This is a genomic window from Pseudanabaena sp. FACHB-2040 (genome assembly GCF_014696715.1).
GTDB lineage: Bacteria > Cyanobacteriota > Cyanobacteriia > Phormidesmidales > Phormidesmidaceae > JACVSF01.
Map to the genome: position 1 here is coordinate 188,054 of NZ_JACJQO010000012.1, position 26,921 is coordinate 214,974.

The following is a 26,921-nucleotide window of genomic DNA, read 5'->3' on the forward strand; positions in this document are numbered from 1 at the left end:
CTAGGGCTTCCACGCCCGAGTCACCTGGTCTATCTGGGCCCGCTCCGGTTCACTCAACTGCCACCCCAAAGCTCCGGCATTCTGAGCCGCCTGACGAGCATTTTTAGCGCCAGGGATAGGAACGACGTTGCCTTGGGCTATAAGCCAGTTCAGGGCGACTTGGGCCGGGGTGCGATCGTACCGTTCACCAATGGTCTGCAGAGTTTGAATCACGGGCGCTAGTTTTACTAGGGCCTGCTTGCTAAACTGTGGCGCTAGACTGCGGGCTCCGCTGGGCGTTTGATAGTTTTCCGGAGTATATTTGCCAGTCAGTAGACCTTGAGCCAAAGGGCTATAGGCCAGAATGGTGATCCCCAATTCGCGGGCGGTCTCTAGAATGCCGTTGGTTTCAACGTGGCGGTGCAGCAGGGAATACTGCACCTGGTTTACCGCCAGCGGAATTCCCCGTTCTGCTAAATATTTGTGGGCTTCTCGCATTTGCTGAGCTGAGTAGTTGCTCACCCCGATCGCCTGAATTCGGCCCTGCTGAACCTCATCTGCTAAGGCATTCATCAAAGATTTTTGGCTCAGAAAGAAGTCTAGGTGAGCGTGCACCTGATATAGCGCCACAGTAGGAACCTGCAGGCGCTTGAGGCTGGCTGTTAGAGCATCAGCAACCGCTTGAGACGAGAACCGCCAGGGCAAAGGAAAATACTTAGTGGCAATCATCACAGGCTGATTTGTTGCCTTCATAAACTGACCCAGCAGCTTTTCTGAGTCTCCTAGCCCGTAGATCTCAGCGGTATCAAAGAAATTAACGCCGCCTTCCAAGGCCGCCTGGAATGCTGCCTGAACATCCTCAGCTCCGTAGTCTTTGCCATAGTTCCAGAACAGGGAATCACCCCAGGCCCAAGTACCGATCCCCAAAGCGGGAATGACCGGACCTGTGGTTCCTAGGGTGACGGTTTGAATGGTGGCTGGTTCAGGCATGCTTCCTCCAAGAGTGAGCGTTTCTTTTCAAGATAACGTCACAATTTGTTAACTGGGGGCAACGCCTGAGCTGGCTAGGGGCCAGAGAAGATGGCTTCGCTAAGATCCTGCCGACTGAGAGAGTATTTGAAAATGCGCTGGATGTCTTGGCCGTCTGGGCTGGCTTTGAGATAGCGCACAACAATGGAGTCGATATCGAGGGTCAGATCAGCCTGCCAAGCCGCTCGCTCTACGTGCCACTGATGGGGCGATCCGGGTTCCTGCTCGCAGTTTTGCTCTCGGAGCCACTGCTCAATGTCGGGTAGGGGATGGTTGTACAGAGGCGTGTCAGCAGACGTCATAGCTGTGAGATTTGGGTAGGGACTAAAGGCTTAAGGGATAAAACAGAAACAAGCAGCTATCAGAACTGGGCTACAGCCACTCCAGTACGATGCGGGCAGGCGCTCTACTCGGTTGTCGGGAGGAAACTCGCGGTTGAGCGAGGGGCGGCTCTACCAAAGATTCAGGGCTGGCCTCAGCCGAGTCGGCTAAGTCAGAGGTGTCTGCTGGAGCTGGCAATGGGTCTGGGTTAGTGCTTTGGACTGAAGGGGAAGGGGCCAGGTTCTCCAGAGGTGCCTCGGCGTTATTCTGCGCGAAACCGGAAGAGACTGTCGGTTCTGGCGGTGCAGCCATCACCTGCTCTGTGGGCAGCAAGTCTTCAGGTTGCGGTATGGCTAAGGCCGCCTCTCCCTGGGTTAAGCCAATGGTGGCTACGAGCACCAGACAGGCTACAAAAGTGATTCCTAAAATAAAAAGAGCAAAAATTTCCCCTGCTGACAGGGGCCGATCGTTGGGGTCGAGGTAGGCGTTTGACTTGTATTCTCGCCGCTTGAGTGAGACGGGGGTATTGAGATCAGCCGGGGGCTGAATCACGGAAATGCGGGAATAGCCCATCTGTTGATCATAGGCCCAGCGCCGCTCGGAACTGCTGAGGGTGGCGTAGGCTTCGTTGAGCAGCTGAAACTTTTCAGTGGCAACGGAGGCGGGCAGATCGGTAGTGTCGGGATGATAGAGCTTGCTGAGATCCCGATAGGCACGACGAATCTGCTGGGCGCTGGCAGTGGGTTTGATGCCCAGGCGCTGATAGTGAGTCTTGGGTTCAGTGTCCGGCTCTGGCATGCGTCCTTCAGGCAGCGATCAGCAGTAAGCGGGTGCAATGGGCTCAAGGGAGCGGGTCAGACGGATTTGGGCCAAGGTAAAAACAACGGGGATAATGCGGCCGTGATTGGTTGCGATCGCACGCCAGCCCAAATCGGCAAAAAACCACATCCACAGCATAGGCCCGACCCAAGCTAGTAACGATCGAGTGGTACCATAACGCGCCGCATTCACTGCCATTCCCCGAGAGGCCATCCGCATCGCTACTCGGCTCTGAATTTGGGTGGCTAGGGCTGCGCCGCCGCGCCCGAGGGTTTGCTTAGCTACCTCATAGCGAGCCATGTGCAGAGCAAACTGGCGGGCAATCTGCTGCAGCAACCAGGGCTTGACTACTGAACTCACGGCTAGGGCGGTGCTGCCCTTGAGGAAAATGCCCATCGGGTTGGTCTGCAGGGGCAGAGGCAGGGAGTGAAATTGAGGTGAGGTCGCCAGCGACTCGCAGATCTCCTGCTGTAGCTGCTTGCGATCGCGAGCAGAAAGCTTATTCCAAGCTTGCTCTAGCAGGTGTAAAAAGATTTCAGCCTCTAGCTCTTCAGCGGAGAGGGCTTCACTATAAGGAAGATTGAGGTGTTTGCAAACCTGGACCAGCACCTGCCGATAGCTGATCTGTTCATGGCGGCGGCTAATGACCGTAAGGCCATCGGCAGCCAAAAACCTAAAGCGCTCTTCCAACAAATCCAACTGTTCCTGGCGGGTGCGGCTCTGTACCGTCAGCGGATCGGGCGCATAGAGGTAGTCGAGCGGGTTGAATTTGGGGCGAAAGAGCATATCGGTCAGCGCCTGTAGCTCTTCTTCTGTCGCCAGCTCCAGGGCAGATCGCAGTTCGTCCACCACATGCCACCGTCCTTGATATACTGCCCCTTATTCTGACACACTTCCAATCAGGTGGGCAGATACAGCCGCTCCAGCAAAGGCGTTTGGGGGAAACAAGGTGGTTTGGGATGTGGTAGTAGTCGGTGCAGGCATGGCCGGTCTTTTGTGTGCCCGGCGGCTGGAGCAGGCTGGGTACCAGGTGCGAGTTCTGGAAAAGTCGCGGGGACTTGGCGGGCGCATGGCGACTCGGCGAGTGAATGATCAGCCCATCGATCACGGCTGCCGCTTCATCACACCCACGACGCCTTTGATAGACCAGCTAGTGCAGCAGCTAGAGCTTCAAGGTTTGGTACGACCTTGGCAGCCAGCGAGCTACAAAGTCACCCCAGACGGCCAGTTGGCTGTGGCTGCGCCAAAAGAATGGTGGGTAGCACCTCAGGGTATGACAGCTATTCCCAAGCACCTGGCAGAGAATCTAGGCATTGACCGACAGACCCGCGTTTTGGGGCTAGAAGCGGCAACAGACAGCTGGCAGATCAGTTTAGACGAGGGCAGCGCAGCCGCTAGCGAACCGCTTACCGCTCAAGCTGTTGTGCTAGCAGTACCAGCACCTCAGGCTTTAGAAATCTTGCAAACCGTCAAAACCCAGCTCGATCCTGCAGTCTGGCAAGGCTTAGAGGCCGTAACTTTTGAGGCTTCTATTACAGTCTTTGCAGGCTACAGCAGCTTGCCTGAGACCAGATTGGCCGCAGGTTCAGAAGGATGGATGGTCTATGGCAACCCCGACACGCCCTTTACTTGGGTTGGGTTAGACAGCGGTAAGCGCGATTGCGCCTCGGTGCCAACGGTCGTGATTCAGAGTTGCGATCGCTTTGCTCAACCCTACCTATCGGCCCCCGATCTAACCGAGGCTGGACGGCATCTGCTGGAGCAAACCGCCCAAATCTTGGAGAAAACCCTTGGGCCAAGTCTAAGGCAGCCTGACTGGATTCAGGTTCACCGCTGGCGGTACGCAACGACAAAAAGTCCTTTTCCCAAGCAGAGCCTGGTGACAGCTAAGCCTTTGCCCCTAGTCTGCTGCGGCGACTGGTGCGGCGGTTTCGACGTCAACACAGCGGCAGCGTCTGGCTGGACAGCAGCTGAAGAAATTCACAATCTTTTAAGCGAAGACTCTGCTCAGTTCTCCCTCCAAACATCGCTGGTTTGAAAACACGCAGTTGGAGGAAACTGACCTAGAGGCGCTAAAACTTTTTTAAGCTGGCACGGGCTGGCGGGCAAAAGCCCGCGCTGTATTCAAAGCCCGACCGGAACAGTGCCGAAATTTAGAACAGCGGCTAGTTGCCTGCTGCTGCGTAATCGGTATCTTGTTCATCTGTTGCCCTTTCTTCACCTTCGCTGCGGTTATTGCGTCTGAAGAAACGCTGATTTCCAGAGCGTTTCTTGCGAAAACGACGAGCATAAGCCTGGTTACGAAGTGCTTTCTCTTTTTTGGGATTGCGGCGCTTTGCCATAACTGACCTCAGACAGAACACTGATCACCGATGAGCAAAAAGCCGCTCCTTCGCAGCAGATCAGCAAAATTTTGGGCTGTCTGAGATCCGGATACTCACCTTTTGACGTCATGACCAGACGTACACTTTAACACACGACTGCAATCGCTGTGAAAGGGAGATAGTGTCTAACTCCCCCCCAAAACTGCTCGAAAGAATGACAGTAATTGGCTGCGATTTAAGCGGTCTGTAGGGGCCGCCTCCTAAGCTGGAAACGGCCTTTGAAAGAGACACAGCTACGGGTGTTGAAGCTGCTCCTTGGCCCACTGGAGAGCCTCTGCTTGAGTGGTGATTTCACCCTCTGCCTGAACAATCTGAATGGCTTCCAGCAGCTCGCCAATTTGCGGCCCTGGGCGTAGATTCAAATGCTGCATTAGGTCACGCCCGCTCAACAAAGGACAAGGATGAGCGACCGGATCGTGAGGGTCTAGGTATCTCTGAATTAAAGAGCCTATGGCAGGTTCGGACAGCCCTTGAGCCAGCCCCAGCAGAGCAATGCCCAAAAAACTAGATCCAGATGCTTTAAACAGCATGTACTGCTGTCGGCGAGAGAGTGCTTCGACCTGGGTGCTTTGCAGGTACAGCCAACCCTTGAGAATAGCCACCACCGCCTGCTGCTCAGCTCGACTGTACTTTAGGCGGCTCATCTCAACCTCTGCCGTATTGGGGTCGGCTGACACTAGCTGGCTGAGCTTGGTGGCCTTAAGCCAAGAGCGGTGCAGCCCCGGCACCGACTGCTCACGAACCCAGCCGGTCAGGAGATCGGCGTAGCTGGGCCAGCTCTGCTGCAGGGCGACGAAAGCATGGTCGATGTTTTTCAGCGCTGTTAGCTGCTCTTGAGTGACGTAGGGCAGCCAGGTGCCTAACAGGCCATCTTGCCAAGCCATCTGCAGCAGAGCAGTGCCCTCTGCAAAGCTTAGGAGGCAGTCTAGTTCTCCTCTAACCCGCTCGGCAGCAACTTGACTGAGCAATTTAACCAGCGTGCGGATGGTGACTTGAGTCTCTGCATCTACGCTAAAGCCCAACTGAGCTGCCTGCCGGTAAGCTCGCAGTAGGCGCAATGGATCTTCTGCTAGGTTCTGGGGGGCGATCATGCGCAGGGTGCGCTTTTGCAGATCGAGGTGCCCGTTGACCGGATCTAGCAGCGATTCACTATGGGGATGATATGCGATCGCATTAATCGTAAAGTCTCGGCGGTACAGGTCGGCTTCTAGGCTGCTGCCAATCTGTTGGGCAAAGTCTACAGTGGCGTTGTCAAAAACAACTCGGGCAATCTGGTGCTCACTATCGAGCACGACAAACCCTGCCCCATAGTGATGAGCAATGGTACGAGCCGTTTCAATTGCTTTTTCTGGTAAGACAAAATCTAGGTCAAGATACTCTGCTTGACGCCCTAGGAGAGCATCTCGCACGCTGCCACCGACTAAGTAGGCACTGTCCGGTAAAAAGGCCAGCTCAAAAGGCCAGGACTGAGGTGAAAGGGCCGACTGTTCAGTGGGCACGGTAGTTAGGATTCGAGACAGTGTGGGACTCAATGACCCCCCATAGAATTTATTACAGCAGTCAAAAGAGATCCCGGCATCTCTAAATCAGGAGAAGGGCACGTCTAAGGGCATAGCTTTTCATTTTGCAACATCCACTGCCTGCCGGGGATGCTCTTTAAAGACTTGAGCTAGAGTATCAAAAAAGGATGCCAATCAGTACGTCGCCAACCAGGGTGCCTAGAGCTTGGCGCTAGTTTTTAGCTTAACGGGGCTTTGCCCTAAAAGAAATGAGGGGGAAACGCTTATGTGCATTTGCATAAATTGCCACTATGTTGATCGCTGCACAACTTACCATGCGGTCGAGGGTCAGCATCAGCAGCCCCATTTAACTGAGTCTCCTAGTTTTGAAGCCGTAGAGCCAACAATCAACGTTAATATCCGCCAACAGGATGACCTGATTGAGATGGAGTGGGATGTGGTTGGCTGCGAGAGCTTCCGCGAAGAATCGGGCAAGTGGGCCCGGCTCCGGCCTGGTGAACTTATTCCTACCTAGCAGGTCAATGGATTGACCGCGCTGTGCCTAAATCCGGCCTGCCCCCAACCCCAAAATCCTGCTGAGCACCTATTTTGTCAGAGCTGCGGGCAGCCTCTACGCTTGGGGCAGCGGTACTTGGCGCTTAAGGTGTTGGGGCAGGGCGGGTTTGGTCGAACCTTTTTGGCTGCCGATACGACTGTGGGCCTGTCTGAGCTTTGTGTCATTAAGCAAAATTGGGGTCGCGATCGCAACTCCACCGAGGCCTCTCAACGCTTTCGAGCAGAGGCAGAACGGCTGCAAGAGCTAGGCGGCCATCCTCAAATCCCCCAGTTGCTCGACTACTTTGAGCTAGAAAGTGGTCAGTTTTTGGTGCAGGAATATGTGCCAGGGCCAACTCTAGAAGACCTGCTGGCCCGTCAGGGGGCGTTTGACGAACAGCGCCTGCGTCGCCTGCTGATGGAGGTGTTGCCGGTGCTGCAGTTTATTCACAGCCGCCAGATCGTTCACCGAGACATTAAACCCGCCAATTTAATTGCGCCGTCTCGACCTGGCCTGCTAGCGTTGGTGGATTTTGGGGCCTCTAAAGCCATTGATGCAGCGAGCGGGGCTAAAAAGGCAGGAACTGTGATCGGCAGCGCTGGCTATGTTGCCCCTGAGCAGGCGTTGGGGCAGGCAACCTTTGCCAGCGATCTCTACAGTTTGGGGGTGACCTGCATTCACCTGCTAACCGGGCTTCACCCTTTTGATCTGTACTCTATCAGCGAAGACCGTTGGACCTGGCGCACCTATGTCCAGTCTCCGGTCAGTCTCAAGCTGGCTCGCACGCTAGACCGGATGCTGGCTCGTAGTCTGCGTCAGCGCTACGCTTCGGCAGATGCGGTGCTGGCCGATCTCAATCGGCTGCCTCAACTAGGAGCACTACCGGGCGGCGGCAGAACCAAGCACTCACGCTTGAAGCGACGGGCGGCGCAAGAGCCAGCTGCGCCTGCCACCCCAGGCTGGCAGCGAGTTCGCACGATTACCCAACCGGGTGGGGTGGTTAATGGGCTGGCCGTGAGCCCTAATGGACGTGCGATCGCAACCGCCTCCAGTGATCAGTCTGTACGCTTATGGGATTTGTCCGACGGCAGCTTAATCCGCACCTTTGCCAAGCGCTTGGGCTTTTGGGGAGCCGGGCACCAGGATGCCGTCACGGGCGTCAGCTTCAGTCCCGATGGCTACACGCTATACAGTGCCAGCCAGGATGGCGTCTTAAAAGCTTGGGACTTGGCCACCTACCAGCTCCAGTGGCAGCAGCAGTTTCCGGGCTGGGGTACCGCCGCCCTGGTGCTCACCCCCGATGGCCAAACCCTGATTACTGCTGGAGGCGCAGGCAAGATTCAGATTTGGGATGTGCCCTCCGGCCAGCTTCGAACCACCCTGGCTCATCACCAAGACTGGGTCAGCAGCTTGGCCCTAAGCGCCGACGGTCAGCGGCTTGCCAGCGGTAGTTGGGACAAGACCCTGCGCCTCTGGCACGTGCCCACGGGTCGCCTGCTGCAAACGCTAACCACTGTCGCTGCTCAAGTCACCGCCGTAGCCTGGGACGTCAGTGGCGACAGAATTTACAGCGGCGATAGTCAGGGAATGGTGCAGACCTGGCAGCCGCAGCAGTCAAGCCAGGGTCGCCTGCTCAGTCAACAGGCTGACGCAATTACAATTCTGGTTCCCAGTAAGGATGGTCGCTGGCTGGCAACGGGCAGCGCAGACGGCACTCTAAATGTCTGGGATATGCGAGTCAAGGCCCGATCTGCCATTCTTAAACACAGTTGGGGCGTGCGATCGGCTGCCTTTACGGTTGACAGTCAAACCTTAATCAGCAGCGGGGCAGATGAGACCCTGCAGATTTGGCAACCGCTGCCTAAAGATTAATGCTCCCATCGATACGTTAGGCGCTAGTACTCTAGGAAAAGCAGGTTGAAGTCATCAGGGGCGCTGGGAGCACTGGCTGCTCGGCTACTAGGCAAGTACACGTTACTGGTTGGGGCCGAGGCTTGTCCGTTGTTTGTGTTTCGGAGTTGCTGTGCCCCCTCTTCTAGAGCACTGGTGTGGGCGTCAAGCTCTTCTAAGCGCTGCTTAATCTGCTGCTGCCGCTCCTCCAGGCTCTGCAGTTCCTGCTGCAGGCGCTTCTTTTCCACAGTCAGCTTGTACATGTCCAAGTAGTGAGCAGCCTCAGTCCGCTGGCGGGGCAGGGTGCTGATTTTGGGCAGGATTTTGCGCTGGATGCGGCGAGGGTACATAGGGAGTCTCCAAGGGGGCGGCGGCAGCTTTCGTGATCAGATTTGTTGCCCTCAGCGTACCCAGCCGCGCAGGTGACTAACAGACTTAACAAGCTTTGACCAAGCCCGTTGTAACCCAAGGAATTAATCTTGAGCCAACCCTAAATTTTGTGACACCGTACCCTGCGCTACAGCCCTTTCTCTAGCTTGCCGGAAGGATTAGAAAATCCTGATCTGTCGGAAGTGGTCTGAGGCGACTGAAGACCTAGCTGGTTTGGTTGGGCCAGGCAGGCTGATGACAATCTAAAGTTTTAACGATGGCTGAACTCTCGTGTCCTTGCCTTATATTCCTCAAGTAATTGTTTGCGGTCTGGGCCGGGCCGGCTACCGGATCTTCATGCTGCTGCGGCAGCAAGGTGCCCAGGTGGTTGGGATTAGCGACAAGCCCCTGGATATCGGTGATAGCGCTATCGTGGTGGGCAACTTGCGATCGCAAGACACCCTCAAAGCCGCCAGCATTGAGCAGGCCCACACCCTGCTGCTGGCCAGTTCAGACGACGCGTTAAACCTAGCCATTCTCACCCAGGCCCGACTGCTCAATCCTAAAATCCGCATTATCAATCGCCTGTTCAACGCCAGCCTGGGAGAACGCCTCGATCAGACTCTGCCTCAGCACGTCAGTATGAGCGTGGCGGCTCTAGCGGGGCCGCTCTTTGCCTTTGCCGCCCTAGGCAATCGGGCCATCGGTCAGATTGAGCTTTTTGGCACAACCTGGGCCATGCACGAAGAGTACATCGATGCCGATCACCCCTGGAATGGCCGCCTGCTCAAGAGCCTCTGGGAAGATCGGGGACGGATGCTGATTTACTACCACTCTAGCACGGCTGAGATCGATCTAATCTCGGCCGTGCTAGAAGGGGAGGTTTTGCATACAGGAGATCGGCTGATTGTAGCTACTCGGCCCCAACTGCAAAAGCCCCGCTCTCAGCCCATGCCCTATCTCTGTATGGCGGGCGGGCTGCTGTGGGTTGCGATCGCAACCCTTATTACCCCTCACCACCCCTTCTGCAGCAAATCAATCCAGTCTGTCGCCAAACAGGCCGATCTCGTTCCCCTATACCTAGAAACCCGAGGCCAGACCCTGCACGGGTTTGCGCTCCTAAACGCAATCCTCAACAGCGGCGACATTCTCTATCTGACACTGCCTGCCCATGGCTTAGAGCAGCTCTGGCGGCATACCTCCCTGCTGGTTTCTCCCTGAGGATGCGCTGTTAAAACATTAAGTCCTTAACGGCATCCGAAATAGTGCGGAACCCAGCTGAAGTCCTTCTTAGAGCAAGAGATAAATCAGGTGAATCTAGGCAAGCTTCATCTGATTTTCCCCAATAGGATGACAGTGAAATCAACAGAAGGATATGTCTCAACTTCCTTCCTCGTACTGCACAGTACTCCTACCAAAATCCTTAACTGAGGTCCAAGGAGGTCCCCAAATGCCTGAAAATACAACCTTTCAAATCTTTTGGCAGTCCGGCGTCTCTGTTGCAGGCTTTTTACTACTAGTAATTCTGTTAGCCTAGCGCTGGATTTTAAACTCCAGTAGCTGGTCCAGTGCCTGATCAATATTCTGTTTTACCGAGTCTGCAGAGGTCGCCAGCGCCTGGTGCTGGGCCTCAGTCAGAGACAGTTCCAGAACCGTTTCAACCCCTTTCTGCCCAATTCGGCAGGGCACTCCCAAATAGAGATCTTCAAGGCCGTATTGGCCCTCTAAATAGGCCGCAACCGGCAAAATGCGGGACTGATTATAGAGAATCGCCTCAACCATCACGCAAATAGCAGACGCTGGCGCATAATAAGCCCCGCCCTGCTTAAGCAGTTGGACAATCTCAGCCCCCCCATTGCGAGTTCGCTCAATCAGCCGCTCTAATGTGGCGGCATCAACTAGTTCCGTCACCGGGATGCCGCTGACCGTCGAGTACTGGGGCAAAGGCACCATCAGGTCACCGTGCCCTCCCAGCACCAACGCCGAAACATCCCCTGGCGGTACTCCCAACTCCATCGCAATAAAGGTTTGGAATCGAGCTGAATCCAACACCCCAGCCATGCCCATCACCCGCTCAGCTGGCAAACCGCTCACCTTCCAGGCCAGATACGTCATCACATCAAGCGGATTGGTGACAACGATATAGCAGGCGTGGGGGGAGTACTGTAACGCCTGCTGAATCGTCTCAATAACAATTTTGCCGTTGACCTGCAGCAGGTCATCTCGGCTCATGCCCGGCTTTCGCGGTAGCCCCGCTGTAATCACAACCACATCAGAGTGGGCCGTGTCCTGGTAGCTGTTAGTCCCCACAATTTGGCGGTTGTGGCCCTCGGAGCCCCTCGATTCCATCAAATCGAGAGCGACTCCCTGCGGGCGTCCTTCGACAATGTCGATCAGCACCACATCGGCCACATTGCGCTCTAAAATTCGCTGGGCGAGTGAACTGCCGACGTTACCTGCACCAACGATTGTTACCCGGCTTAAATGGCAAAACGGGGGTGGGCTAAAGGCAGTCATATTCCAGCTCACTACTAACGCCAGAGGGAGCAAACCTCCTCTCATACCTTGATTGTGAGCTGAACTACCCTGGGAAAAGAGAAATTTTAGGCAATACTTAACATGCCGGATGTCCCCTAGGAACAGCTGCTGGTTAAGTGCAGTTCACTGGAGGGATGAAGTGCGATCGCACCAGTAGACAGAACCTCTACCGGATTGGTGAGCACTAAGAAAATTTCTCTAGCTGATCCATCCGTAGCCAGACATTGGGAGCAGGCATATGGCCAAACTTGACCTGAGCGTAGTCATTGCGAATATCCACAATTTCTCCCCGCGTCTCAAACACATAGCTGGGGAAGCGAGCATCGCTCGCTTTGGCTTCCAAGCTGCTTTCTAGCTTTTCCCGAATAGCTCTAACTAGGTCACCACGCTTCAATGGAGCTGCCATAAGTCTACGAGGAATAACAATATCTCTGATTGTAAAGCCCAGCGTCGAGTCCCAAGCTTGTGGTGCCTGGATCTGATGATAGGGGTTGCTTACCGTTGACAGGAGGGGCAAAAATGGGCAGAGCGACCCGCCAGCTTCAGGCGCTCAATGGGCTTACTACAGACCCGGCAAGGTTTGCCCTCCCGGTCATATACCCAAGCTACACCGCCATAGTTGCCATTAACCCCATAGACATCTCGGAAATCGCTAAAGGTCGTGCCCCCGGCTTCAATGCTGGTCGTTAGAACTTGAAGAATGGCCTCATGCAAGCGTTTCGCGCGGCGCGGCCCGATTTGAGCGCAGAGAGTTTTGGGGCGAATGCCGCTCAGGAAAAGGGCCTCGTCAGCATAGATATTGCCAATCCCGGCAATCAGGGCCTGATCTAAGAGGGCATTTTTAATCGGACGCTGCCGCTGTTTCAACACCTGGGCTAGATAAGCGGGGGAAAACTGAGCATCAAAGGGTTCTGGCCCCAACCCGGCCAACCCAGAAATAATCGCTTCTGGAGCCTGCCCCGGCGGCACCCACCACATACGGCCAAAGGTTCGTTGATCAACAAAGCGGAGTTCTCGTCCGCCCTCAAAACACAGCCTGACTCTACAGTGAACGGGCAACGGCCCCTCTGGAGCAACCCACAGGAGTTGCCCTGTCATCCGTAGGTGAACTCCAAGCCAACCAGCGTCAGCCCCGCTAGCGTCAGCTAGCCGCCCTAAAAGGTACTTTCCTCGGCGGCACCACTCCTTCAAGGAGCAGCCTGTTAACCCTGCCAGGAAAGCTTCAATAGAAACGGGGTAAGAGAGGGTACGCTCTAGAAGCACCTCTCCACCCCGGATAGAAAGACCTAACGTGACACGGTTGAGCCCCCGACGAACGGTTTCAACCTCAGGTAGCTCCGGCACAGGTCGTTATTACTCCTTAGCGTTAAAGACTTCTTAACTCTATTTTGACGCAGAACTAGGCGCAAAATATCGCTAGAAGCAAGGCTCAGGATAGTTTTCTCAGCTTACTTGTTAGCAGCTTTTTTAGGTGCCCCGATTTCTTCCAGTTCAGACAGGGCAAAGTTGTTGGTGTTGATGCCGGAGTAGTTGACTTTGTCGAAACGGACCACAGCGGGATATTTGATACCGCTTTGATCAACGGACGCAACAACGCCAGTATCCCGGTACCAGTAGGATTCCTTGCGGAGGATCCGAACCTTTGAACCACGTTGAACCATGAATAATGCCCTCTTGAAAGACAGTTATCAAGCGCGAATGACTTGTTCATCAGCGTACTACGTCTGATGTTTCTTGAGCTCAAAGGCGTATTTAAGTTTTGTTGCTGACCACAAATAATTCTGTTTTCAGCAGAGCTTTGTAAGGTTTCTTAAACAAAACGCTTTCCTGCAACTTAGGGAACTTAATAGCATTTGTTCCCTTCTGAGTAGAGCGTATAAACAAAACCAGATTCCCTTAAGAAATAGGAAATCCGGTTTTGTTTAGGTATTTAGAGTTTAATTTGAGAGCTTGGCTTAACCCGAGGTTAGCTCTGAGGTAGGGGCGGAACAGCTAGCGCTTGCACAGGCGTACCTGCTGCTGCAGTCGGAGTTTCTTCTACAGGGCCGCCGGTGCTGCCAACTGGGCGGGCCACCTCAATGCCGTTCTCCTCAAGAATGACAACGGGCTCTACACCGCCGCGCATTTCAATTCGCTTCACTAAGACTTGGCCATTGGCCAGCCGCTGCCCGGTTCTTACATAGCGACTGGTGGGTTCGTCGGGTGCTTGGATGATGGCGTAGGTTTCTCCTCCCACCTGGACTACCCCTGTAACGGCAACTGAGGTAGCAATTTGGGGTTGAGGCAGTGCTGGCAGTGCTTGTGTGGGAGAACCACCTGGACCCACTGCTACAGGACTTCCGCCAGGAGTCGGGACTGTACCAGGTCTGCCAGCAGTTGCCCCAGGTGCAGTACCTGTACCACCCCGGGTTCCCCCCGCAGCTCCGGTGGCTGTACCAGCCCCGGCCCTACCTCCTGTGGCTCCCGCTCCAGTAGCTCCTGCCCCGGTGGCTCCTGCTCCAGTAGCCCCGGTCCCTGTGCCTTGCGGACTGGTCGCTGGGCGAGGAGCGGCTGTCGGTCTAGGAGGAATGGGAACGGTTGCGTAGGGATCAGGCCGACTGGTCGAAATTTGCTGAATCCGCTCGTTAGGATCTGTCGATTGAATAAGTTCAGCACTGGCGATCGCCGCTGCGCTTGGAGCTGCAGGAATTAGAGGCTGAACAAACTCTTCATCGGTCTGTTCGACGGTCTCATCTGGCAGCGGGGTTTGAATAGGTTCAACCACGACATCATCTTGCCCTCGGTTGAACAGTGAGTTGAAAAAGCCACATCCGCTGAGGGACAAGCTAGCCAAACTAGCGAGGGTGATGGCAGTGAGGCGACGCATCGAACAGGTCCTCCTAAGGTTAAACCAGGCAAGGATGAATCTAGGAATCACCCTATTTCATCCTGGCTCCTAAAAGATAACTCAATTGTGTTGAGGCGTGACACTTTAGTTTTGGCTAGTTTTGGCGACTAATTCTGAATTCAAGGGCTGCCTAAGCCACTTCATCTTCAGTGCTGGCCAAGAGGTTGCGTAACCGCTGCAGCCCCTGCTTAACCCGTCGAGATACGGTAACTGAGCTAATACCTAAGCGTTCAGCAGTTTCCTTTTGAGTCAAGTCTTGGAGGAAGACAAATTCCACAACTTCACGCGTACGCTGCTCTAGCTGGTGCAGCGCCTGCTGTAGACGGATTTGGTCTTCCTGAGCAAGTTGGAAGCTGCGGTATTTAGGGTCGGGTAGCAGGTCTCCTAAGGAGGCAGAACCGTTGTCTTCGTCTTGAACCGGCGCATCTAGGCTGAGCAGCGCTCGGTTGCGGCTAGCAAGCTTGACTTCCTGCCACTCCTCTTGGCTAATTTCAAGGGCTGCAGCTACTTCGGCGTCGTTGGGTGACCGATTGAGCTCAAGCTGGAGTTGGCGAATGGCTTTAGTGGACTGGTGTTGCAGCATCTGCCACCGTCGAGGGATACGCATGGAGGAGCCTTTATCCCTTAAGTAATGCTGGATTTCCCCTCGAATGTAGGGAACGGCAAAGGAGCTAAAGGCATATCCTTTGGAGAGGTCAAATCGCTCAATGGCGCGAATTAATCCTAGGCTGCCAACCTGCATCAGGTCGTCGTAGTTTTCGTCGGATTGGTGGAGCCAGTGGTGGGCTTCTCTTCGGACGAGGCCAATGTTGAGCTGGACTAGATGGTTTCGAATGTCTGAGCAGCGAGTCTGTTGGTATTGCTGCAGCAGTTCGATGCTGTCACCTTTAAGATTCCGGTTTGATTGAACTAGCATGGCGTTTTCAGGAAGGTTGGCTGATCCTTGACTACCGGCAGTTCAGGTATGGCATTCCTGATTAGGAAAGCAGACTGCCTGAGCATTTTGTGGGTCAAACCTGGGGTCTTGGTGAAAGACAACTGGTCAGACACGTCGAAATCTCAGAGTCTCATCCGTAGGGCCGATGTAAACTGCAAATCCGTCTTTTCAGATTAGTTCTCAGGGTTTTGCACATCAATAGCGTTTCTACGGATCTTGGATTGCAGCAAACAGACAAACAAAGTTGTAACAGCGTCAAAACCTTAACATACAGAAAATTTCAGTCAAGCCCCGGGGGGTTGTAGGGGAGTTTATGGAGACGTCATCGAGAGCTTGGCTGTTTCCGCAAAACTTCATTGAATCTTTTAATTTGAATGGCTTGAGCATAGTGAAGTGTACGTTAACAAGCTACCTTGCAGACTTGCTTCACCGCTTCGCTATAGGGTGTTATGGGATAGCAGGGGGTAAGGTAGCGACTGCATTTGCTGAACCAGCTTTCTCAAAATCTTACCTTCTGCAAACTTCTCCGTAAATACCGGGAGGTTTTCACAAAGCTTAACAGAATCAGTAGCTCGTGCATAATCGCTTAGGTTGAGCACGCCTAGAAGAGGTCATCAAAAAGCCTGAGAACTGTCGGCGGCTCTCAGGCAAAATTAAAGGTCTGTGCTTCGTTAACTGGTTGGGTTTTGGGGGGCGCGGTTGGAACCGGATTTGCCTTGCCTCTTCTGTGAGCGCCGCTGTTCGAGCATGTTCGCGAGTTCGGTGCGCTGCTCTGGGGTGAGCACTTCGCGAATTTGCAGCATGACTTCAAAGCGTTCTGCCCGCATCTGCTGTTCGAGGTTCATGAGGGTGCTGTGCCGCTGCCGGAGTTCGTCGGTAGAAGCGTTGCTGGCCATTAAACTTCGCAGTTCTTGATGACCTGCACGCATTTGCTCCCGCAGGGGCTGTAGGGTGGTGCGGGAAGACTCGCGAATGGTGCGAATTTGCGACAGCTGATCTTCGTTTAAGTCGAGCTGCTCGAAAACTTGATCAGGGTTGTCGCCTCTGCCAGGTCTAGACTTTCCTCCCGTGCCGGGCTGCCGGTTGCCGGAGCGATCGGCGATGAAGAGATCTAGTAGAGCTTCTGGGCGATTGGCTTCAGGTGCGGTGGCGTTGGCGGTTGTGAGGTAGCCTGCGGTTGAAACGAGGCATAGTGCGATCGCACCCAGTACTACATTGCGTGACGTTGGTTTCATGGTGACAATCTCTGTTTAATCGAGGGGGGAGTCGGCGTACATGGTCAGCAGCCAGCTGGCATCGGCAGCGCTTGCTTCTAGCGTGGGAATATCGGAGTAGGCTGAGCCGCCCCAGGTTTCGGCGACAAACAGCTCTAAGTCTTCCTGGTCAATCTCTGCCACCTGCGGCTGACGCGAGAAACGCACTGTGGCGTAGGCCAGCAGACAGGAGGCTAGCAGTGCCGAAATGCCTAGTTGTCTGCTCCAGAGCCGCCTCGGCAGGTGAGAAGACGAGGTCACCTGTTGGGAGGTAGATAGCGAGGCCATCAGCTGATCCTCTAGGGTAGGGTCGGCGGCGGGCGGAGACGGGCGGTGCTGGCGCAGAAACTCGCTCAGTCTTTGGTCGGGGGAGGGCAATGTCATGGCTGAACCCCTTCTTGCTCAAGGAACTGCCGCATGGCGGCGCGGGCATGAAACAGGCGAGATTTGACCGTGCCAGTGGGAATGGCTAGAATCACAGCCACCTCCTTTTGCGGGATTTGCTCTAGGTCATGGAGAACCAGAACGGCCTGGTGCTCTAGACTGAGAGACTGAAGCCCACGCTGCACCAAATCTTGATAGTGGAGATGCATGATGTCGCTGGGCGCGTGGGTTGGCTCGGCAGTTTGCTTCAAAGACTCTAGCTGTTTGCGCTGCTTGGCCTGGCGCTGCCGCTGATCAGAAGCTACATTCCAGACGATGCGGTAGAGCCAGGTAGAAAACTGGGCCTGCTGCCGGAACCGGGGTAATCCTTTCCACGCCCTGAGAAATACCTCCTGCACCAGATCATCTAGTCCGTCTTCTCCACAGAGCTGAAAAAGGGTAGAGCGAACTTTGGCTTGATAACGCTGGTAGAGAATTCGGTATGTTTGGGGATGGCCCGCTAAACATTGAGCAATGAGTGCTCGGTCGGAGGACGTATTAGTCAACTCTGAAGTAATCGCGGCCTCCGTAACGTTGGAAACTGCCTCTATCAAAGGACGTATATCCCTCAAGCCTGCTCCATATTTTTAGACCTTGAATTGGGGAAAATGGTTCAATCTGCGGTTCAATCTGCAGGAAAAATTTTCTGAGATCTGGCCATGAGCTTTGGATGTGGGCGTGTCGGTCTGTTTGAAAGGGTTAGCAGGAGCATTTGACGTGAACCAGGAGATTGCAGTTCAGGTATTTGCGGCTTACCGTCAAATGGATACTGAGACGGCGGCTCTACGCGCTGAAACTGGGCTGCACTGTCCTCCTGGGTGTGGTCGCTGCTGTGAAAACCCTCAGATTGAGGCGACTCCCCTGGAGATGTTGCCGGCAGCGCTAGAGCTCATCCAGCGTGGGGAGGCCGAGTACTGGCTAGCGCAAGCCGGCCTGCTCAGCAACTGTGCTTTTTATGAAGCTAGCCCAACTGTGCCGGGACACGGGCGCTGCCAGATGTATGACTGGCGGCCTTCTCTCTGTCGCCTGTTTGGTTATGCTGCAGCGAACGGCAAGGGCGGAGAGCCGGTGCTGGCTGCCTGCTCCTGGCACGAAGCGGTGATGCCAGAAATTTTAGGGGGGGTGAGGGATGCGATCGCAACCGGCTTCCCCATCCCTAAATTTTCAGACTGGCAGGCTCGCATCGCCAGCTTTGATCCCTATTGGGGCTACCAACGGATGCCGATAAATCAGGCCCTTCAGGTAGCTCTAGAGCGGGCTGGGCTGGCTTTGGCCTACGAGCAGGAGTCTTCTGCATCGCCGGACTAGGCGCTGTAAGACAGCTGCAGATTTTCTATGTAGGGCGGACGAATGATGCCACGCTCCGTGATGAGCCCGGTTACCAGGGTATGGGGAGTGACATCAAAGGCCGGGTTTCTAACCGAGATATTTGGGGGGGCCGTACGTCGCAGACCAAAGTGGGTTACCTCGTCTTCCGAGCGTTCTTCGATCACGATTGATTGGCCCTCAGCCGTAGCAAAATCAATTGTGGAGTAGGGACAGGCTACATAAAACGGAATCTGGAAATACTGGGCCAGGATAGCGACCCCCAGAGTCCCAATCTTATTAGCGACATCACCGTTGGCAGCGACTCGATCGGTGCCAACAATTACCAGGTCAATCAGCCCCTGACTCATCATGTGAGCGGCCATGTTGTCGCAAATCAGCGTGACATCGATGCCGGACTGCTGTAGTTCCCAACTGGTAAGCCGGGCTCCTTGCAAGAGCGGGCGAGTTTCGTCGGCATAAACCTTAAATCGAATCCCGCGCTCATGGGCCAGATAGAGAGGGGACAGAGCCGTGCCCAACTCCGAGGTCGCTAAGGCCCCAGCATTGCAGTGGGTCAACACGCCCATGCCACCTTTGATCAGCGGCAGTCCGTGCTCGCCAATGCGGCGACAGAGCTGACGGTCTTCGTTATGAATCTGCACTGCCTCTTGCTCCAAGGCTTCCTGCAGTTCAGGCACCGGCAGGTGAGACAGCGCTTGGGCTTTTTTGACAATGCGGGTGAGCGCCCAGCGTAGGTTGACTGCTGTAGGTCGGGCGCTGTCGAGATAGTTCGCCTGGCGTTCTAGTTCGGCCAAAAATTCTGAAATCGGCAGTTGAGTTTGCGGCTTGACGGCCATTACCAAACCATAGGCACCAGCAATGCCGATGGCCGGGGCTCCCCGCACCTTGAGCTGCTTAATCGAGTCCCAAACCTGCTCTACGGTTTCCTGCTTTTCGGTGACGGTCGTTAGCGGCAGTTGGGTCTGGTCTAGGAGAAAGAGCTCTCCATCTTGCCAAAGAACGGGCTCGGGCGGCTTGAGCTGGGCGACAGGCATGGCAGTAGCAAGTAATTCGGTCCTTCATCATGGTAGCGGTCCGCTGAGCGGCTGCGGGGGTGAGGGCATCCCTCATCAGCCCCCGCTTTCTCCAACTGCCGCTTACAATCCAAAAGCGCGTCTAGAGAAGATTTATGCCCCCCTTTCTGCCGCCCTGGTTCTTGAGTAACGGTGTCTTGATGACGGTCTATGTAGCCAGGATAGCTAATCATCTCTGGCAGCGATACACCCTAGACCCAGAGCCTATTTATCAAAGCCATCGGTTTACCGGAGCAGGGGACGTACCACTTTTTGGCATTACAGCAACTCCCAATCAGCCCAAGGGCACGATCATCGGCACCTACGGCATTACGGGGGATTTGGAGGACCAGTGGTTTTTGAGGATTTTGGGCCGTAAGGCATTTGCCCATCAGTATGCTGTCTTGCTGTTTGACTGGCGGGCGCACGGAAAAACGGCTGAGCTGTCTCCTACCCTGACCTCTGACGGAATTTATGAAGGGGATGATTTTGTCCACCTAGCGGCCCAGGCGAAGGCGCTAGGATGTCCACCCCCGTTCTGGTTTACGGGATTTTCGCTGGGGGGACAGCTGGCTTTGTGGGGCATAAAAGCAGCTTCAGCATTGGCACCCAGCCTAGGGCTAGCTGCAGATGACATTGGTGGGGGAGCTGTAATTTGCCCTAGCCTGGACTCGGCTCGTTCTTTGCAGTATTTGATGGCGCACCCAGTAGGGCGGTATTTGGAGCGTGCGATCGCAAACCAGCTGCAAATCCTGGCCCAAAAGATTCAGACTTACCATCCTCAGGCGCTTGATCCAGAGGCCATTCGCCGGGCCGACAGCATTTGGGGCTTTGACCAAGAGCTGGTCATTCCTCGACTGGGCTTTGAGACAGTGGAGGACTACTACGCTGCCAGTTCTCCACTGCCGCTGCTGCCCCATCTGCAAAAGCCAACACTGATTCTCTACGCTGCTGACGATCCGCTCTTTGATCCGACGCTAGTAAAGGACCTAGAAACCGCCTGCAGCGGAAACCCCGTCATTGACCTGCGGCTGACCCAGCACGGCGGCCATGTCGGCTATATCAGCAGCCGTCGCGGCCAGCAGCTAGCCCAAGATCCCGATCCCTGGTGGGCCTGGAACCGGGTGCTGGAGTGGATTGAGTCAGGGCCTAAGCCGTAACCTTAGCCGGGGAAAGGGTGAGGACTTCCACGCCATCGCGGGTCACTGCTATGGTGTGCTCAAACTGAGCCGTGAGCTGGCGGTCGGCAGTAACAGCAGTCCAGCCATCAGCTAGCACTTCAACCTCGTAGGTGCCCACATTGATCATCGGCTCAATGGTGAAGACCATGCCAGGACGCAGCTTCTTGCCCTTGCCTCGAACACCGTAATGGGGCACCTGCGGAGCCGCGTGAAAAATACGGTGAACGCCGTGACCAACAAAATCGCGGACGACTGAAAATCCCTGAGCTTCGGCATATTCTTGAATAGCGGCTCCGATATCGCCAATGCGGGCCCCCGGTTTGACCTCCCGGATGGCGCGCCAGAGACATTCTTCGGTAACTTCTACCAGCTTTTTGGCTACAGGAGACGGTTCGCCGACAAAAAACATGCGAGAGGTATCGCCGTAGTAGCCGTCCAAAATAGGGGTGACATCGATGTTGACGATGTCACCATCTTTAAGCACCTGCTCTGCGCTGGGAATACCGTGGCAGACAACTTCATTGATGCTGGTGCAGATAGATTTGGGAAAGCCGTGATAGCCCAGGGGCGCACTCTTGGCCCCGTGAGCCTGGGTCCAGCGCTCGGCCTCGTCATTGAGCTCTAGCGTGCTGACGCCTGGCTTGACCAGGGGAGCCAGATGCTCCAGCAACTCGGCGGCCAACTGGCAGGCCCGCCGCATTTTTTCTAGCTCCCGTTCAGAGAGCAGAGTGATGACTTCTGGTTGCGGCTGTTGTTCCACGTCTGGTGTCGGGTAGTGTGTGTGATGCTATTTCTACTGTAATCGCCTCAGCTGTAATCGCCTCAGCGATGCTTTGAACATCTGCCTGGGCTGTGTGCAGCTCAAAGCGAGGGTGCCCTAGCCAGGGATGGTGCCAAACTAGTATAGCTTTTTGCTGTAGACGGGCCGGAACAGCACAGTGTAGGGGCAGGTCTTCCAGACGGTAAATTGGTTTAGTAGTGGCCAAGTAATGCAGGCAGGCCTGGGCCAGTTTCTCAGAGAGCACCAGCGTTGCCATCCGATCAGAGGCAGGGGTGGCCTGCCGCTTTTGAGGTGGCCTTTGAAAGGGATTACACTGGCGCACCCATACATTTAGATTCATTTCTTCAATGGCGAGATCGAATTCGTGGTCGCGAGACAGGGCAACTCGAAAATTGTTCTCGCATAGCCTGAGCACTGAGCAGGCATGAGCATTGAAGCTAGATTCGAGCGATTGAAAAGGGGCCAGCTCACTGACCCTATTTCCAAACAGGTTGCGGGCTGCCTGCAGACCATTGGCTCCAGCAAAATCCCAAAGGTAATATCCTGGCGGATCAATTACAACAGTCACAAGCCTATTCCCAGTGTTTTCTCTAATCCTAAAAAAACTGCCGGTTTTGGGCTGTTCCTTTAGTAGCAATTATCCCCAAAGTCGCTTTCGATCTGGCCCTTTAAGGCGGTCGTGGGTATCTCTCAGCAGACTCGGAATGTCTAGTTGTTCGGGGCAGCGGGGCAGGCAGTCGCCACAGTCAGTGCAGCGGTTAGCTTTGGTGCCGGGAAACCAGTGCCCAGCGTTTTCAAACATACGGTAGCGGTATTGGCCAAAGGTGCTCATGTCGTAGGCGACTGCCAGATTGCGCAGCCTTAGCACTTCCGGGATGTGAATCTCTTCGGGACAAGGGAGGCATTGGTAGCACTGGCTGCAGCGATCGCTGCCCAGCGTTGTTTGAAGGTGCTGCTCCAAGCGTTCTAAGGCGGCAGTTTCGCTGGGGGTGAGGGGACTGTCATCAACGTTGGATAGGGGCCAGTCTAGCTCCTCTGGGCTAGCAGGCCCAACGCTGAGGGTGGTTACTCTAGGGTCGCTCAGCAGCCACCGATAAGTGAGGTGCAGGGGCTCGCAGGGGTGGCACAAACTATGGAGCTGGGCGGGCGGGGTATAGAGCAAGCCGCCCTTATCCGCTGGGGAAATGATGAAAACGCCCATGTCTTTTGTCTCGGCCAGATCAATTACGGCAGCATGACGCTGGAAGAAGTAGTAGTAGTGCAGATTGACGAATTCAAAAAGGTTGGTGTGAATAGTGGCTTCGATAACTTCTCGGAATCCGTGGGTGGAGAAGCCGACATGGCGAATTTGGCCTGCGGCGACTGCTGCTCGAACAGCAGCCATGCAGCCTTTAGGTGCTTTGACCCAATCTAGGTGCTCCCAGGTGTTGATGCCATGAACGGCCAAACAGTCTAAGTAGTCGAGCTGGAGCCGCTCCAAAGACTCGCTGATCTGCTGGGCCATTGTCTCGGCATCGGGGGTGGGGGAAATTTTGGTAGTGATCACTAGCTTGGAGCGATCGCACCCCAACTGCTTCAAGGCCTCTCCCAGCCGCCGCTCGCTGTCGCCGTAGCCCCGCGCCGTTTCTAGGTGGTTAATGCCTTTCTCCAAGGCGCTGCTGACGGTGTCTTGGAACGTCTCTAGCGACGCTAGCGATCGCATTGTACCCAGAGAAAAAACTGAGAGTGAGAGGTTGGTCTTACCAAAGCGACGGTACTGCATTGGGGCTTACGCTCAAAACTAAAGTAGGGATGACACGTCTGCCACCCCTACCTGAATCTAGGAAAAAGTCTAGGGAAAAATGAACCTATGGGAACTCTAAAGCGCTAGGAGTCGTTGTTCCTGGGCTGTCCCCGCTGGGCAAAATCAGAGGGGTTGATGCTGGAGAGGAAGTCGTGAAAGGCGCGCTTCTCAGCTTCGTCGGCATCTCGGTCAACCGGGATGGAGGCATCGGCAATAACTTCCTCCATCACCCAGATGGGAGCATCGACCCGTAGGGCAATTGCGATCGCATCGCTAGGTCGAGCATCGATTTCCTTCTTATTCTCCCCTTGAGCCAGGGTCAGCAGGGCATAGAAGGTATTGTCCCGCAGGGAGTGAATCACGACCCGCTCCAAGGCCATATCCCATTCGTCCATCATGCTGACAAACAAGTCGTGGGTTAACGGACGGGGAGAGGTTTGGTTTTCCAGGGCGCTGATGATGGACTTCGCCTGATCTGGTCCAATGTAGATGGGCAGGGCTCGCCGGTCAGCCGTGTCTCGCAGCAACACGACTGGACTTCGCGAGACCGCATCCAGGGCAATTCCGGCGACTTTCATCTCAATCATGGGCTTGGCCTCTTGAATCCACTACGCAGGGGTTCGTTGGATTTACGCGATAAACTGGACAGTTGATAAGCCGGTATAAACCTGCTGCCAGGTGAGAAGCGTACCGCACCGGATGCAGCCCAGTATTTACTCCTCCAAGCCCGAGCCGTATCATCTTGTACTACTAAGCTAACTGTCTGAACAGGCAGAACGGGTATCTCAAACAAAAAAATTATTGCTTCAAGTATGCCCCGAACTGACCGCAGTTGGGCACTACTCTCCTTGAGAATTTCATTAAGGCATCAAGAAACGTGTTTACAGGTCTGATTCAATCTCTTGGCAAACTCTACCCCGCAAGCGACACTCAGCTGCGGATTGACTGCGATGGGCCAGGGCGCGATCGCATTTTGCACGATCTGGAGCTGGGCGACAGCATCGCTGTCGATGGGGTCTGCCTGACGGTTGAGCAGATCCTACAGCGGGGCTTTATTGCCTCTGTATCGCCCGAAACCCTTGCCCGCACCACATTAGGCGGACTGCTCGAGGGTGAGATCGTCAACCTAGAGTCCTCTCTGCGAGTCGGCAGCAAGATCGGCGGCCACTTTGTCACCGGCCACATTGACGGTCGAGGTGAGCTGGTATCTGCTATGGAAGTGGCTGGAGCCTGGGAATTGCGCTTTAGCGCTCCCGATGCCCGCATCGCCCGATACATCGTGCCCAAGGGCAGCATTGCCGTCAACGGAATTAGTCTGACTGTAGCAACCTGCAGCCAGAGTGGAGACTGGTTCACCGTCGCCGTGATCCCTGTGACCTACGCTGAAACTAACCTTCGGCGGCTGGTGCCGGGAGACCCGGTCAACCTGGAGGGCGATGTCTTAGGCAAGTACGTTGAGAAGTTCACCCAAGGGGAATCGCCTGCGGATCTGCTGAGCACTCCCCAGGAATATTCTTCGGCCTCGGTGAGCGAATCACTCTCCCTAGAGTTTTTATCTGAGCACGGATATTTGTAGTAAGCCCCTGCCTTTATTTCTTCAATCAGGTGGGGTAGGTTTAAGTCGGCTGGGTTGCGATCGCGCCCGATCTGAGCCTGCTCTGAGTTCAGGCATAAAAGTCGGTTTCGTAGAGGCTGCCAGCCATAGCAATTTCCACCGCGCCTAAGGGCAGTAAAGTGTATCTCTTGTGTTTCGCCCGGTAACTGGATTCGTGCCCTTAGCCACGTCGCACAGCGCCTTGCTGACCTTGGGATCAAGCAAGACATCTGTGAAGTCGGCTCCCTCGATGGTGGCCTCACGGAAATCGGTGTCAAAGGCATAAGCGCCTTCTAGGATGGCGTTCGTCAGGTTAGCTTTGACAAAGCGAGCCCCGTCTAGCGTCGCTCCCCGTAAATCGACTCCTTCTAGGTTGGCACGAGACAGGGTGGTATCAAACAGGCGCACGCCCTGAAGGTTGCTGTGACTGAGATTAACTTCAGCCATATCGGCGCGGGTGTAGTTGTTGCCCCTCAAATCCTGGTTAGAAAAGTCCATTTGCCGAAGATTCTGGCGATCAAAGTTTTCAGCCATGACGGGACTGCTGCCCGCAACCCACAGCACCAGGCTCAGCACTAGGCCTAAGAGCAGTTTTTTTAGGTGCAATGGCCCTTGGGCCGATCTTAAAGACCATCGCTCCATCCCCACAACCGTAAGCATGATTCTTTGTTTCTACACTGTCTTTACAGCATTGATCCTAACAGGGAGTTTCGCCTTAAAGAATGGCTTTTGAAGAGGGTAAAGGGCAGAAGAGGGTGAGTGGGTTAAATAAAAAGGCTCCTGCCCTAGGGCAGGAGCCGAGACCTCAAAACTCTTGAGCAAATGACTCAAAAATTAGTCAAGGTCAGTCATAGCCAATACAGGCTCAGTCTCACGGTCAATACCCTTCTCAAAGCCAGCCTCAGCAGCACGGGCGCGGCCAGCGTGCCACAGGTGACCAACCAAGAAGAAGAAGCCTAGGACAAAGTGAGAAGTAGACAGCCACTGACGGGGGTTCACGAAGTTAACAGAGTTAATTTCAGTGATGACACCACCTACCGAGTTGATCGACGCGTTGGGCGCGTGGGTCATGTACTCAGCAGCGCGACGCACCTGCCAGTCTTGAATGTCGTTGGTGATCTTGTCTAGGTCAAGGCCGTTGGGTCCCCGTAGAGGCTCCAACCAGGGGCCTTGGAAGTCCCAGAAACGCATGGTCTCACCACCGAAGATGATCTCACCCGTGGGAGAGCGCATCAGGTACTTACCTAGACCTGTGGGGCCTTGAGCAGCACCGATGTTGGCACCCAGACGCATGTCGCGCACCAGGAAGGTCATCGCCTGAGCCTGGGAAGACTCAGCGTTGGTGGGGCCATAGAACTCGCTGGGGTAAGCGGTGTTGTTGAACCAAACGTAGCAGGAGGCGATGAAGCCCATCAGGGACAGCGCACCCAGGCTGTAGGAGAGGTAAGCCTCACCCGACCAGATCAGAGCGCGGCGAGCCCAACCAAACGGCTTGGTCAAGATGTGATAGATACCACCGCCAATACAGATCAGGCCAACCCAGATGTGACCGCCGATGATGTCTTCCATGTTGTTGACACCCACAATCCAGCCCTCACCGCCAAAGGGAGAGCGGAGCAGGTAGCCGAAGATTATAGCGGGGTTCAGAGTCGGGTTAGTGATGACGCGAACGTCTCCACCGCCCGGTGCCCAGGTGTCATAGACACCGCCGAAGACACAGGCCTTCAGCACCAGCAGCAGCGCACCGCAACCCAGCAGGATGAGGTGGATACCGATGATGGTGGTCATCTTGTTCTTATCTTTCCAGTCGTAGCCGAAGAAGGAAGAGTACTCTTCTAAGGTTTCGGGACCACGAATGGCGTGATAGATACCGCCGAGACCCAGCACGGCAGAAGAAATCAGGTGCAGTACACCGACGACGAAGTAGGGGTAGGTGTTGATGACTTCACCACCGGGGCCAACGCCCCAGCCCAAAGTCGCCAAGTGAGGCAGAAGAATAAAGCCCTGCTCATACAGAGGCTTGTCGGGTACAAAGTGCGCAACTTCAAAGAGAGTCATCGCACCGGCCCAAAAAACGATCAGGCCAGAGTGAGCCACATGAGCGCCCAGCAGCTTACCCGATAGATTGATCAGACGCGCATTACCAGACCACCAGGCGAAACCAGTGGATTCCTGGTCGCGACCAGCGATAAAGGAATTACTAGAGAGCGTTACCACGTGGCAGTACCTCTTCGGGGAATACAAACTTCTCGTGCGGCTGGTCAGTAGGAGCCATCCAAGCACGGATGCCTTCGTTGAGCAGAATGTTTTTCGTGTA

29 protein-coding genes and 2 pseudogenes are annotated in these 26,921 nt (G+C 54.9%); 7 read left to right on the top strand and 24 right to left on the bottom strand.

Translation table 11 applies throughout. The features are described from left to right. The 4 genes and pseudogenes from H6G13_RS15590 to H6G13_RS15605 form a co-directional block, all read right to left on the bottom strand. Positions 1–951 carry an aldo/keto reductase gene (locus H6G13_RS15590; protein ID WP_190484381.1) on the bottom strand — a complete coding sequence of 317 codons (951 nt, stop codon included), beginning with the start codon at positions 949–951 and terminating at the stop codon, positions 1–3. 92 nt (positions 952–1,043) lie between these two features. Continuing rightward, complete coding sequence (locus H6G13_RS15595; RefSeq protein ID WP_190484284.1) at positions 1,044–1,310, bottom strand: DUF3143 domain-containing protein; 267 nt, start codon at positions 1,308–1,310, stop codon at positions 1,044–1,046. Between the two features lie 376 nt (positions 1,311–1,686). Beyond that, positions 1,687–2,127, bottom strand: a pseudogene (locus H6G13_RS29495) (J domain-containing protein); the annotation flags it as partial. Positions 2,128–2,145: 18 nt separating this feature from the next. Beyond that, the gene (locus tag H6G13_RS15605) at positions 2,146–2,997 is read right to left on the bottom strand and encodes a hypothetical protein (RefSeq protein ID WP_190484384.1); all 852 of its coding nucleotides are present in this window, start codon (positions 2,995–2,997) and stop codon (positions 2,146–2,148) included. 100 nt (positions 2,998–3,097) lie between these two features. Between H6G13_RS15605 and H6G13_RS15610 the strand changes: the two genes are divergently transcribed. Next, complete coding sequence (locus tag H6G13_RS15610; RefSeq protein WP_190484289.1) at positions 3,098–4,186, top strand: FAD-dependent oxidoreductase; 1,089 nt, start codon at positions 3,098–3,100, stop codon at positions 4,184–4,186. Between the two features lie 127 nt (positions 4,187–4,313). Here the strand turns inward: H6G13_RS15610 and H6G13_RS15615 are convergent, their stop codons facing one another. Then, positions 4,314–4,490, bottom strand: a complete 177-nt coding sequence (locus tag H6G13_RS15615) for a hypothetical protein (RefSeq protein ID WP_190484292.1) — start codon at positions 4,488–4,490, stop codon at positions 4,314–4,316. Positions 4,491–4,765: 275 nt separating this feature from the next. After that, on the bottom strand, positions 4,766–6,031 hold the full coding sequence (locus tag H6G13_RS15620; RefSeq protein ID WP_347277488.1) for a CCA tRNA nucleotidyltransferase: 1,266 nt from the start codon (positions 6,029–6,031) through the stop codon (positions 4,766–4,768). Between the two features lie 286 nt (positions 6,032–6,317). Between H6G13_RS15620 and H6G13_RS15625 the strand changes: the two genes are divergently transcribed. Both H6G13_RS15625 and H6G13_RS15630 read left to right on the top strand, forming a co-directional pair. Next, entirely contained in the window at positions 6,318–6,566 is a 249-nt protein-coding gene (locus H6G13_RS15625) for a Ycf34 family protein (protein ID WP_190484295.1), read from the top strand. 12 nt (positions 6,567–6,578) lie between these two features. After that, complete coding sequence (locus H6G13_RS15630) at positions 6,579–8,459, top strand: serine/threonine-protein kinase (RefSeq protein ID WP_190484298.1); 1,881 nt, start codon at positions 6,579–6,581, stop codon at positions 8,457–8,459. 23 nt (positions 8,460–8,482) lie between these two features. Here H6G13_RS15630 and H6G13_RS15635 read toward each other — a convergent pair whose 3' ends face one another. Continuing rightward, the gene (locus tag H6G13_RS15635; RefSeq protein WP_190484300.1) at positions 8,483–8,827 is read right to left on the bottom strand and encodes a DUF5320 domain-containing protein; all 345 of its coding nucleotides are present in this window, start codon (positions 8,825–8,827) and stop codon (positions 8,483–8,485) included. Positions 8,828–9,137: 310 nt separating this feature from the next. Here H6G13_RS15635 and H6G13_RS15640 point away from each other — a divergent pair, with 310 nt between their 5' ends. Then, the gene (locus tag H6G13_RS15640; protein WP_347277489.1) at positions 9,138–10,067 is read left to right on the top strand and encodes an NAD-binding protein; all 930 of its coding nucleotides are present in this window, start codon (positions 9,138–9,140) and stop codon (positions 10,065–10,067) included. A gap of 312 nt (positions 10,068–10,379) precedes the next feature. On the opposite strand, the gene mdh is transcribed toward H6G13_RS15640, so the two are convergent. The 9 genes from mdh to H6G13_RS15685 form a co-directional block, all read right to left on the bottom strand. Beyond that, positions 10,380–11,363 (bottom strand): malate dehydrogenase, encoded by a 984-nt coding sequence (mdh, locus tag H6G13_RS15645; protein WP_190484303.1) that lies wholly within the window; start codon positions 11,361–11,363, stop codon positions 10,380–10,382. A 205-nt stretch (positions 11,364–11,568) separates the two neighbouring features. Continuing rightward, a complete protein-coding gene (locus H6G13_RS15650) occupies positions 11,569–11,790 on the bottom strand; it encodes an NAD(P)H-quinone oxidoreductase subunit O (protein WP_190484305.1) in 222 nt (73 codons plus the stop codon). An 89-nt stretch (positions 11,791–11,879) separates the two neighbouring features. Beyond that, on the bottom strand, positions 11,880–12,728 hold the full coding sequence (locus tag H6G13_RS15655; RefSeq protein WP_190484308.1) for a DNA-formamidopyrimidine glycosylase: 849 nt from the start codon (positions 12,726–12,728) through the stop codon (positions 11,880–11,882). 104 nt (positions 12,729–12,832) lie between these two features. Next, positions 12,833–13,045 carry a photosystem I reaction center subunit IV gene (locus H6G13_RS15660; protein WP_190484311.1) on the bottom strand — a complete coding sequence of 71 codons (213 nt, stop codon included), beginning with the start codon at positions 13,043–13,045 and terminating at the stop codon, positions 12,833–12,835. Between the two features lie 305 nt (positions 13,046–13,350). Next, complete coding sequence (locus H6G13_RS15665; RefSeq protein WP_190484314.1) at positions 13,351–14,250, bottom strand: hypothetical protein; 900 nt, start codon at positions 14,248–14,250, stop codon at positions 13,351–13,353. A 151-nt stretch (positions 14,251–14,401) separates the two neighbouring features. Beyond that, on the bottom strand, positions 14,402–15,187 hold the full coding sequence (locus H6G13_RS15670; RefSeq protein WP_190484315.1) for an RNA polymerase sigma factor SigF: 786 nt from the start codon (positions 15,185–15,187) through the stop codon (positions 14,402–14,404). A 692-nt stretch (positions 15,188–15,879) separates the two neighbouring features. Beyond that, a complete protein-coding gene (locus tag H6G13_RS15675) occupies positions 15,880–16,443 on the bottom strand; it encodes a Spy/CpxP family protein refolding chaperone (RefSeq protein ID WP_190484318.1) in 564 nt (187 codons plus the stop codon). 15 nt (positions 16,444–16,458) lie between these two features. Then, complete coding sequence (locus tag H6G13_RS15680) at positions 16,459–16,845, bottom strand: hypothetical protein (RefSeq protein WP_190484321.1); 387 nt, start codon at positions 16,843–16,845, stop codon at positions 16,459–16,461. After that, positions 16,842–17,390 carry a sigma-70 family RNA polymerase sigma factor gene (locus H6G13_RS15685; protein ID WP_206756528.1) on the bottom strand — a complete coding sequence of 183 codons (549 nt, stop codon included), beginning with the start codon at positions 17,388–17,390 and terminating at the stop codon, positions 16,842–16,844. The genes H6G13_RS15680 and H6G13_RS15685 overlap by 4 nt, the downstream gene beginning before the upstream one ends. Before the next feature lie 211 nt (positions 17,391–17,601). On the opposite strand from H6G13_RS15685, the gene H6G13_RS15690 reads away from it, so the two are divergent. Beyond that, positions 17,602–18,192 (top strand): YkgJ family cysteine cluster protein, encoded by a 591-nt coding sequence (locus H6G13_RS15690; protein WP_347277490.1) that lies wholly within the window; start codon positions 17,602–17,604, stop codon positions 18,190–18,192. Here H6G13_RS15690 and mtnA read toward each other — a convergent pair. Next, positions 18,189–19,247 carry an S-methyl-5-thioribose-1-phosphate isomerase gene (gene mtnA / locus H6G13_RS15695; protein ID WP_190484324.1) on the bottom strand — a complete coding sequence of 353 codons (1,059 nt, stop codon included), beginning with the start codon at positions 19,245–19,247 and terminating at the stop codon, positions 18,189–18,191. The two genes, H6G13_RS15690 and mtnA, sit on opposite strands and share 4 nt — an antisense overlap. A 134-nt stretch (positions 19,248–19,381) precedes the next feature. On the opposite strand from mtnA, the gene H6G13_RS15700 reads away from it, so the two are divergent. Continuing rightward, the gene (locus tag H6G13_RS15700) at positions 19,382–20,425 is read left to right on the top strand and encodes an alpha/beta fold hydrolase (RefSeq protein WP_190484327.1); all 1,044 of its coding nucleotides are present in this window, start codon (positions 19,382–19,384) and stop codon (positions 20,423–20,425) included. On the opposite strand, the gene map is transcribed toward H6G13_RS15700, so the two are convergent. From map to H6G13_RS15720, 4 genes are all read right to left on the bottom strand, one after another. Beyond that, positions 20,415–21,146, bottom strand: coding sequence for a type I methionyl aminopeptidase (gene map, locus H6G13_RS15705; RefSeq protein WP_190484398.1), 732 nt, complete (start codon positions 21,144–21,146; stop codon positions 20,415–20,417). The two genes, H6G13_RS15700 and map, sit on opposite strands and share 11 nt — an antisense overlap. Positions 21,147–21,162: 16 nt before the next feature. Continuing rightward, entirely contained in the window at positions 21,163–21,795 is a 633-nt protein-coding gene (locus H6G13_RS15710) for a hypothetical protein (protein WP_190484329.1), read from the bottom strand. Positions 21,796–21,864: 69 nt separating this feature from the next. After that, the gene (locus tag H6G13_RS15715; protein ID WP_190484336.1) at positions 21,865–22,989 is read right to left on the bottom strand and encodes an aldo/keto reductase; all 1,125 of its coding nucleotides are present in this window, start codon (positions 22,987–22,989) and stop codon (positions 21,865–21,867) included. Between the two features lie 104 nt (positions 22,990–23,093). After that, on the bottom strand, positions 23,094–23,597 hold the full coding sequence (locus H6G13_RS15720; RefSeq protein ID WP_190484338.1) for a bifunctional nuclease family protein: 504 nt from the start codon (positions 23,595–23,597) through the stop codon (positions 23,094–23,096). A 290-nt stretch (positions 23,598–23,887) separates the two neighbouring features. Here H6G13_RS15720 and ribE point away from each other — a divergent pair, with 290 nt between their 5' ends. After that, entirely contained in the window at positions 23,888–24,586 is a 699-nt protein-coding gene (ribE, locus tag H6G13_RS15725; protein ID WP_190484341.1) for a riboflavin synthase, read from the top strand. Positions 24,587–24,730: 144 nt separating this feature from the next. Here the strand turns inward: ribE and H6G13_RS15730 are convergent, their stop codons facing one another. The 3 genes and pseudogenes from H6G13_RS15730 to H6G13_RS15740 form a co-directional block, all read right to left on the bottom strand. Then, positions 24,731–25,264, bottom strand: coding sequence for a pentapeptide repeat-containing protein (locus tag H6G13_RS15730; protein ID WP_242028346.1), 534 nt, complete (start codon positions 25,262–25,264; stop codon positions 24,731–24,733). A 174-nt stretch (positions 25,265–25,438) separates the two neighbouring features. Further along, the gene (gene psbC, locus H6G13_RS15735) at positions 25,439–26,821 is read right to left on the bottom strand and encodes a photosystem II reaction center protein CP43 (protein ID WP_190484344.1); all 1,383 of its coding nucleotides are present in this window, start codon (positions 26,819–26,821) and stop codon (positions 25,439–25,441) included. After that, a pseudogene (locus tag H6G13_RS15740) lies at positions 26,805–26,921 on the bottom strand (photosystem II D2 protein (photosystem q(a) protein)); the annotation flags it as partial. The pseudogene H6G13_RS15740 and the gene psbC, both read right to left, overlap by 17 nt.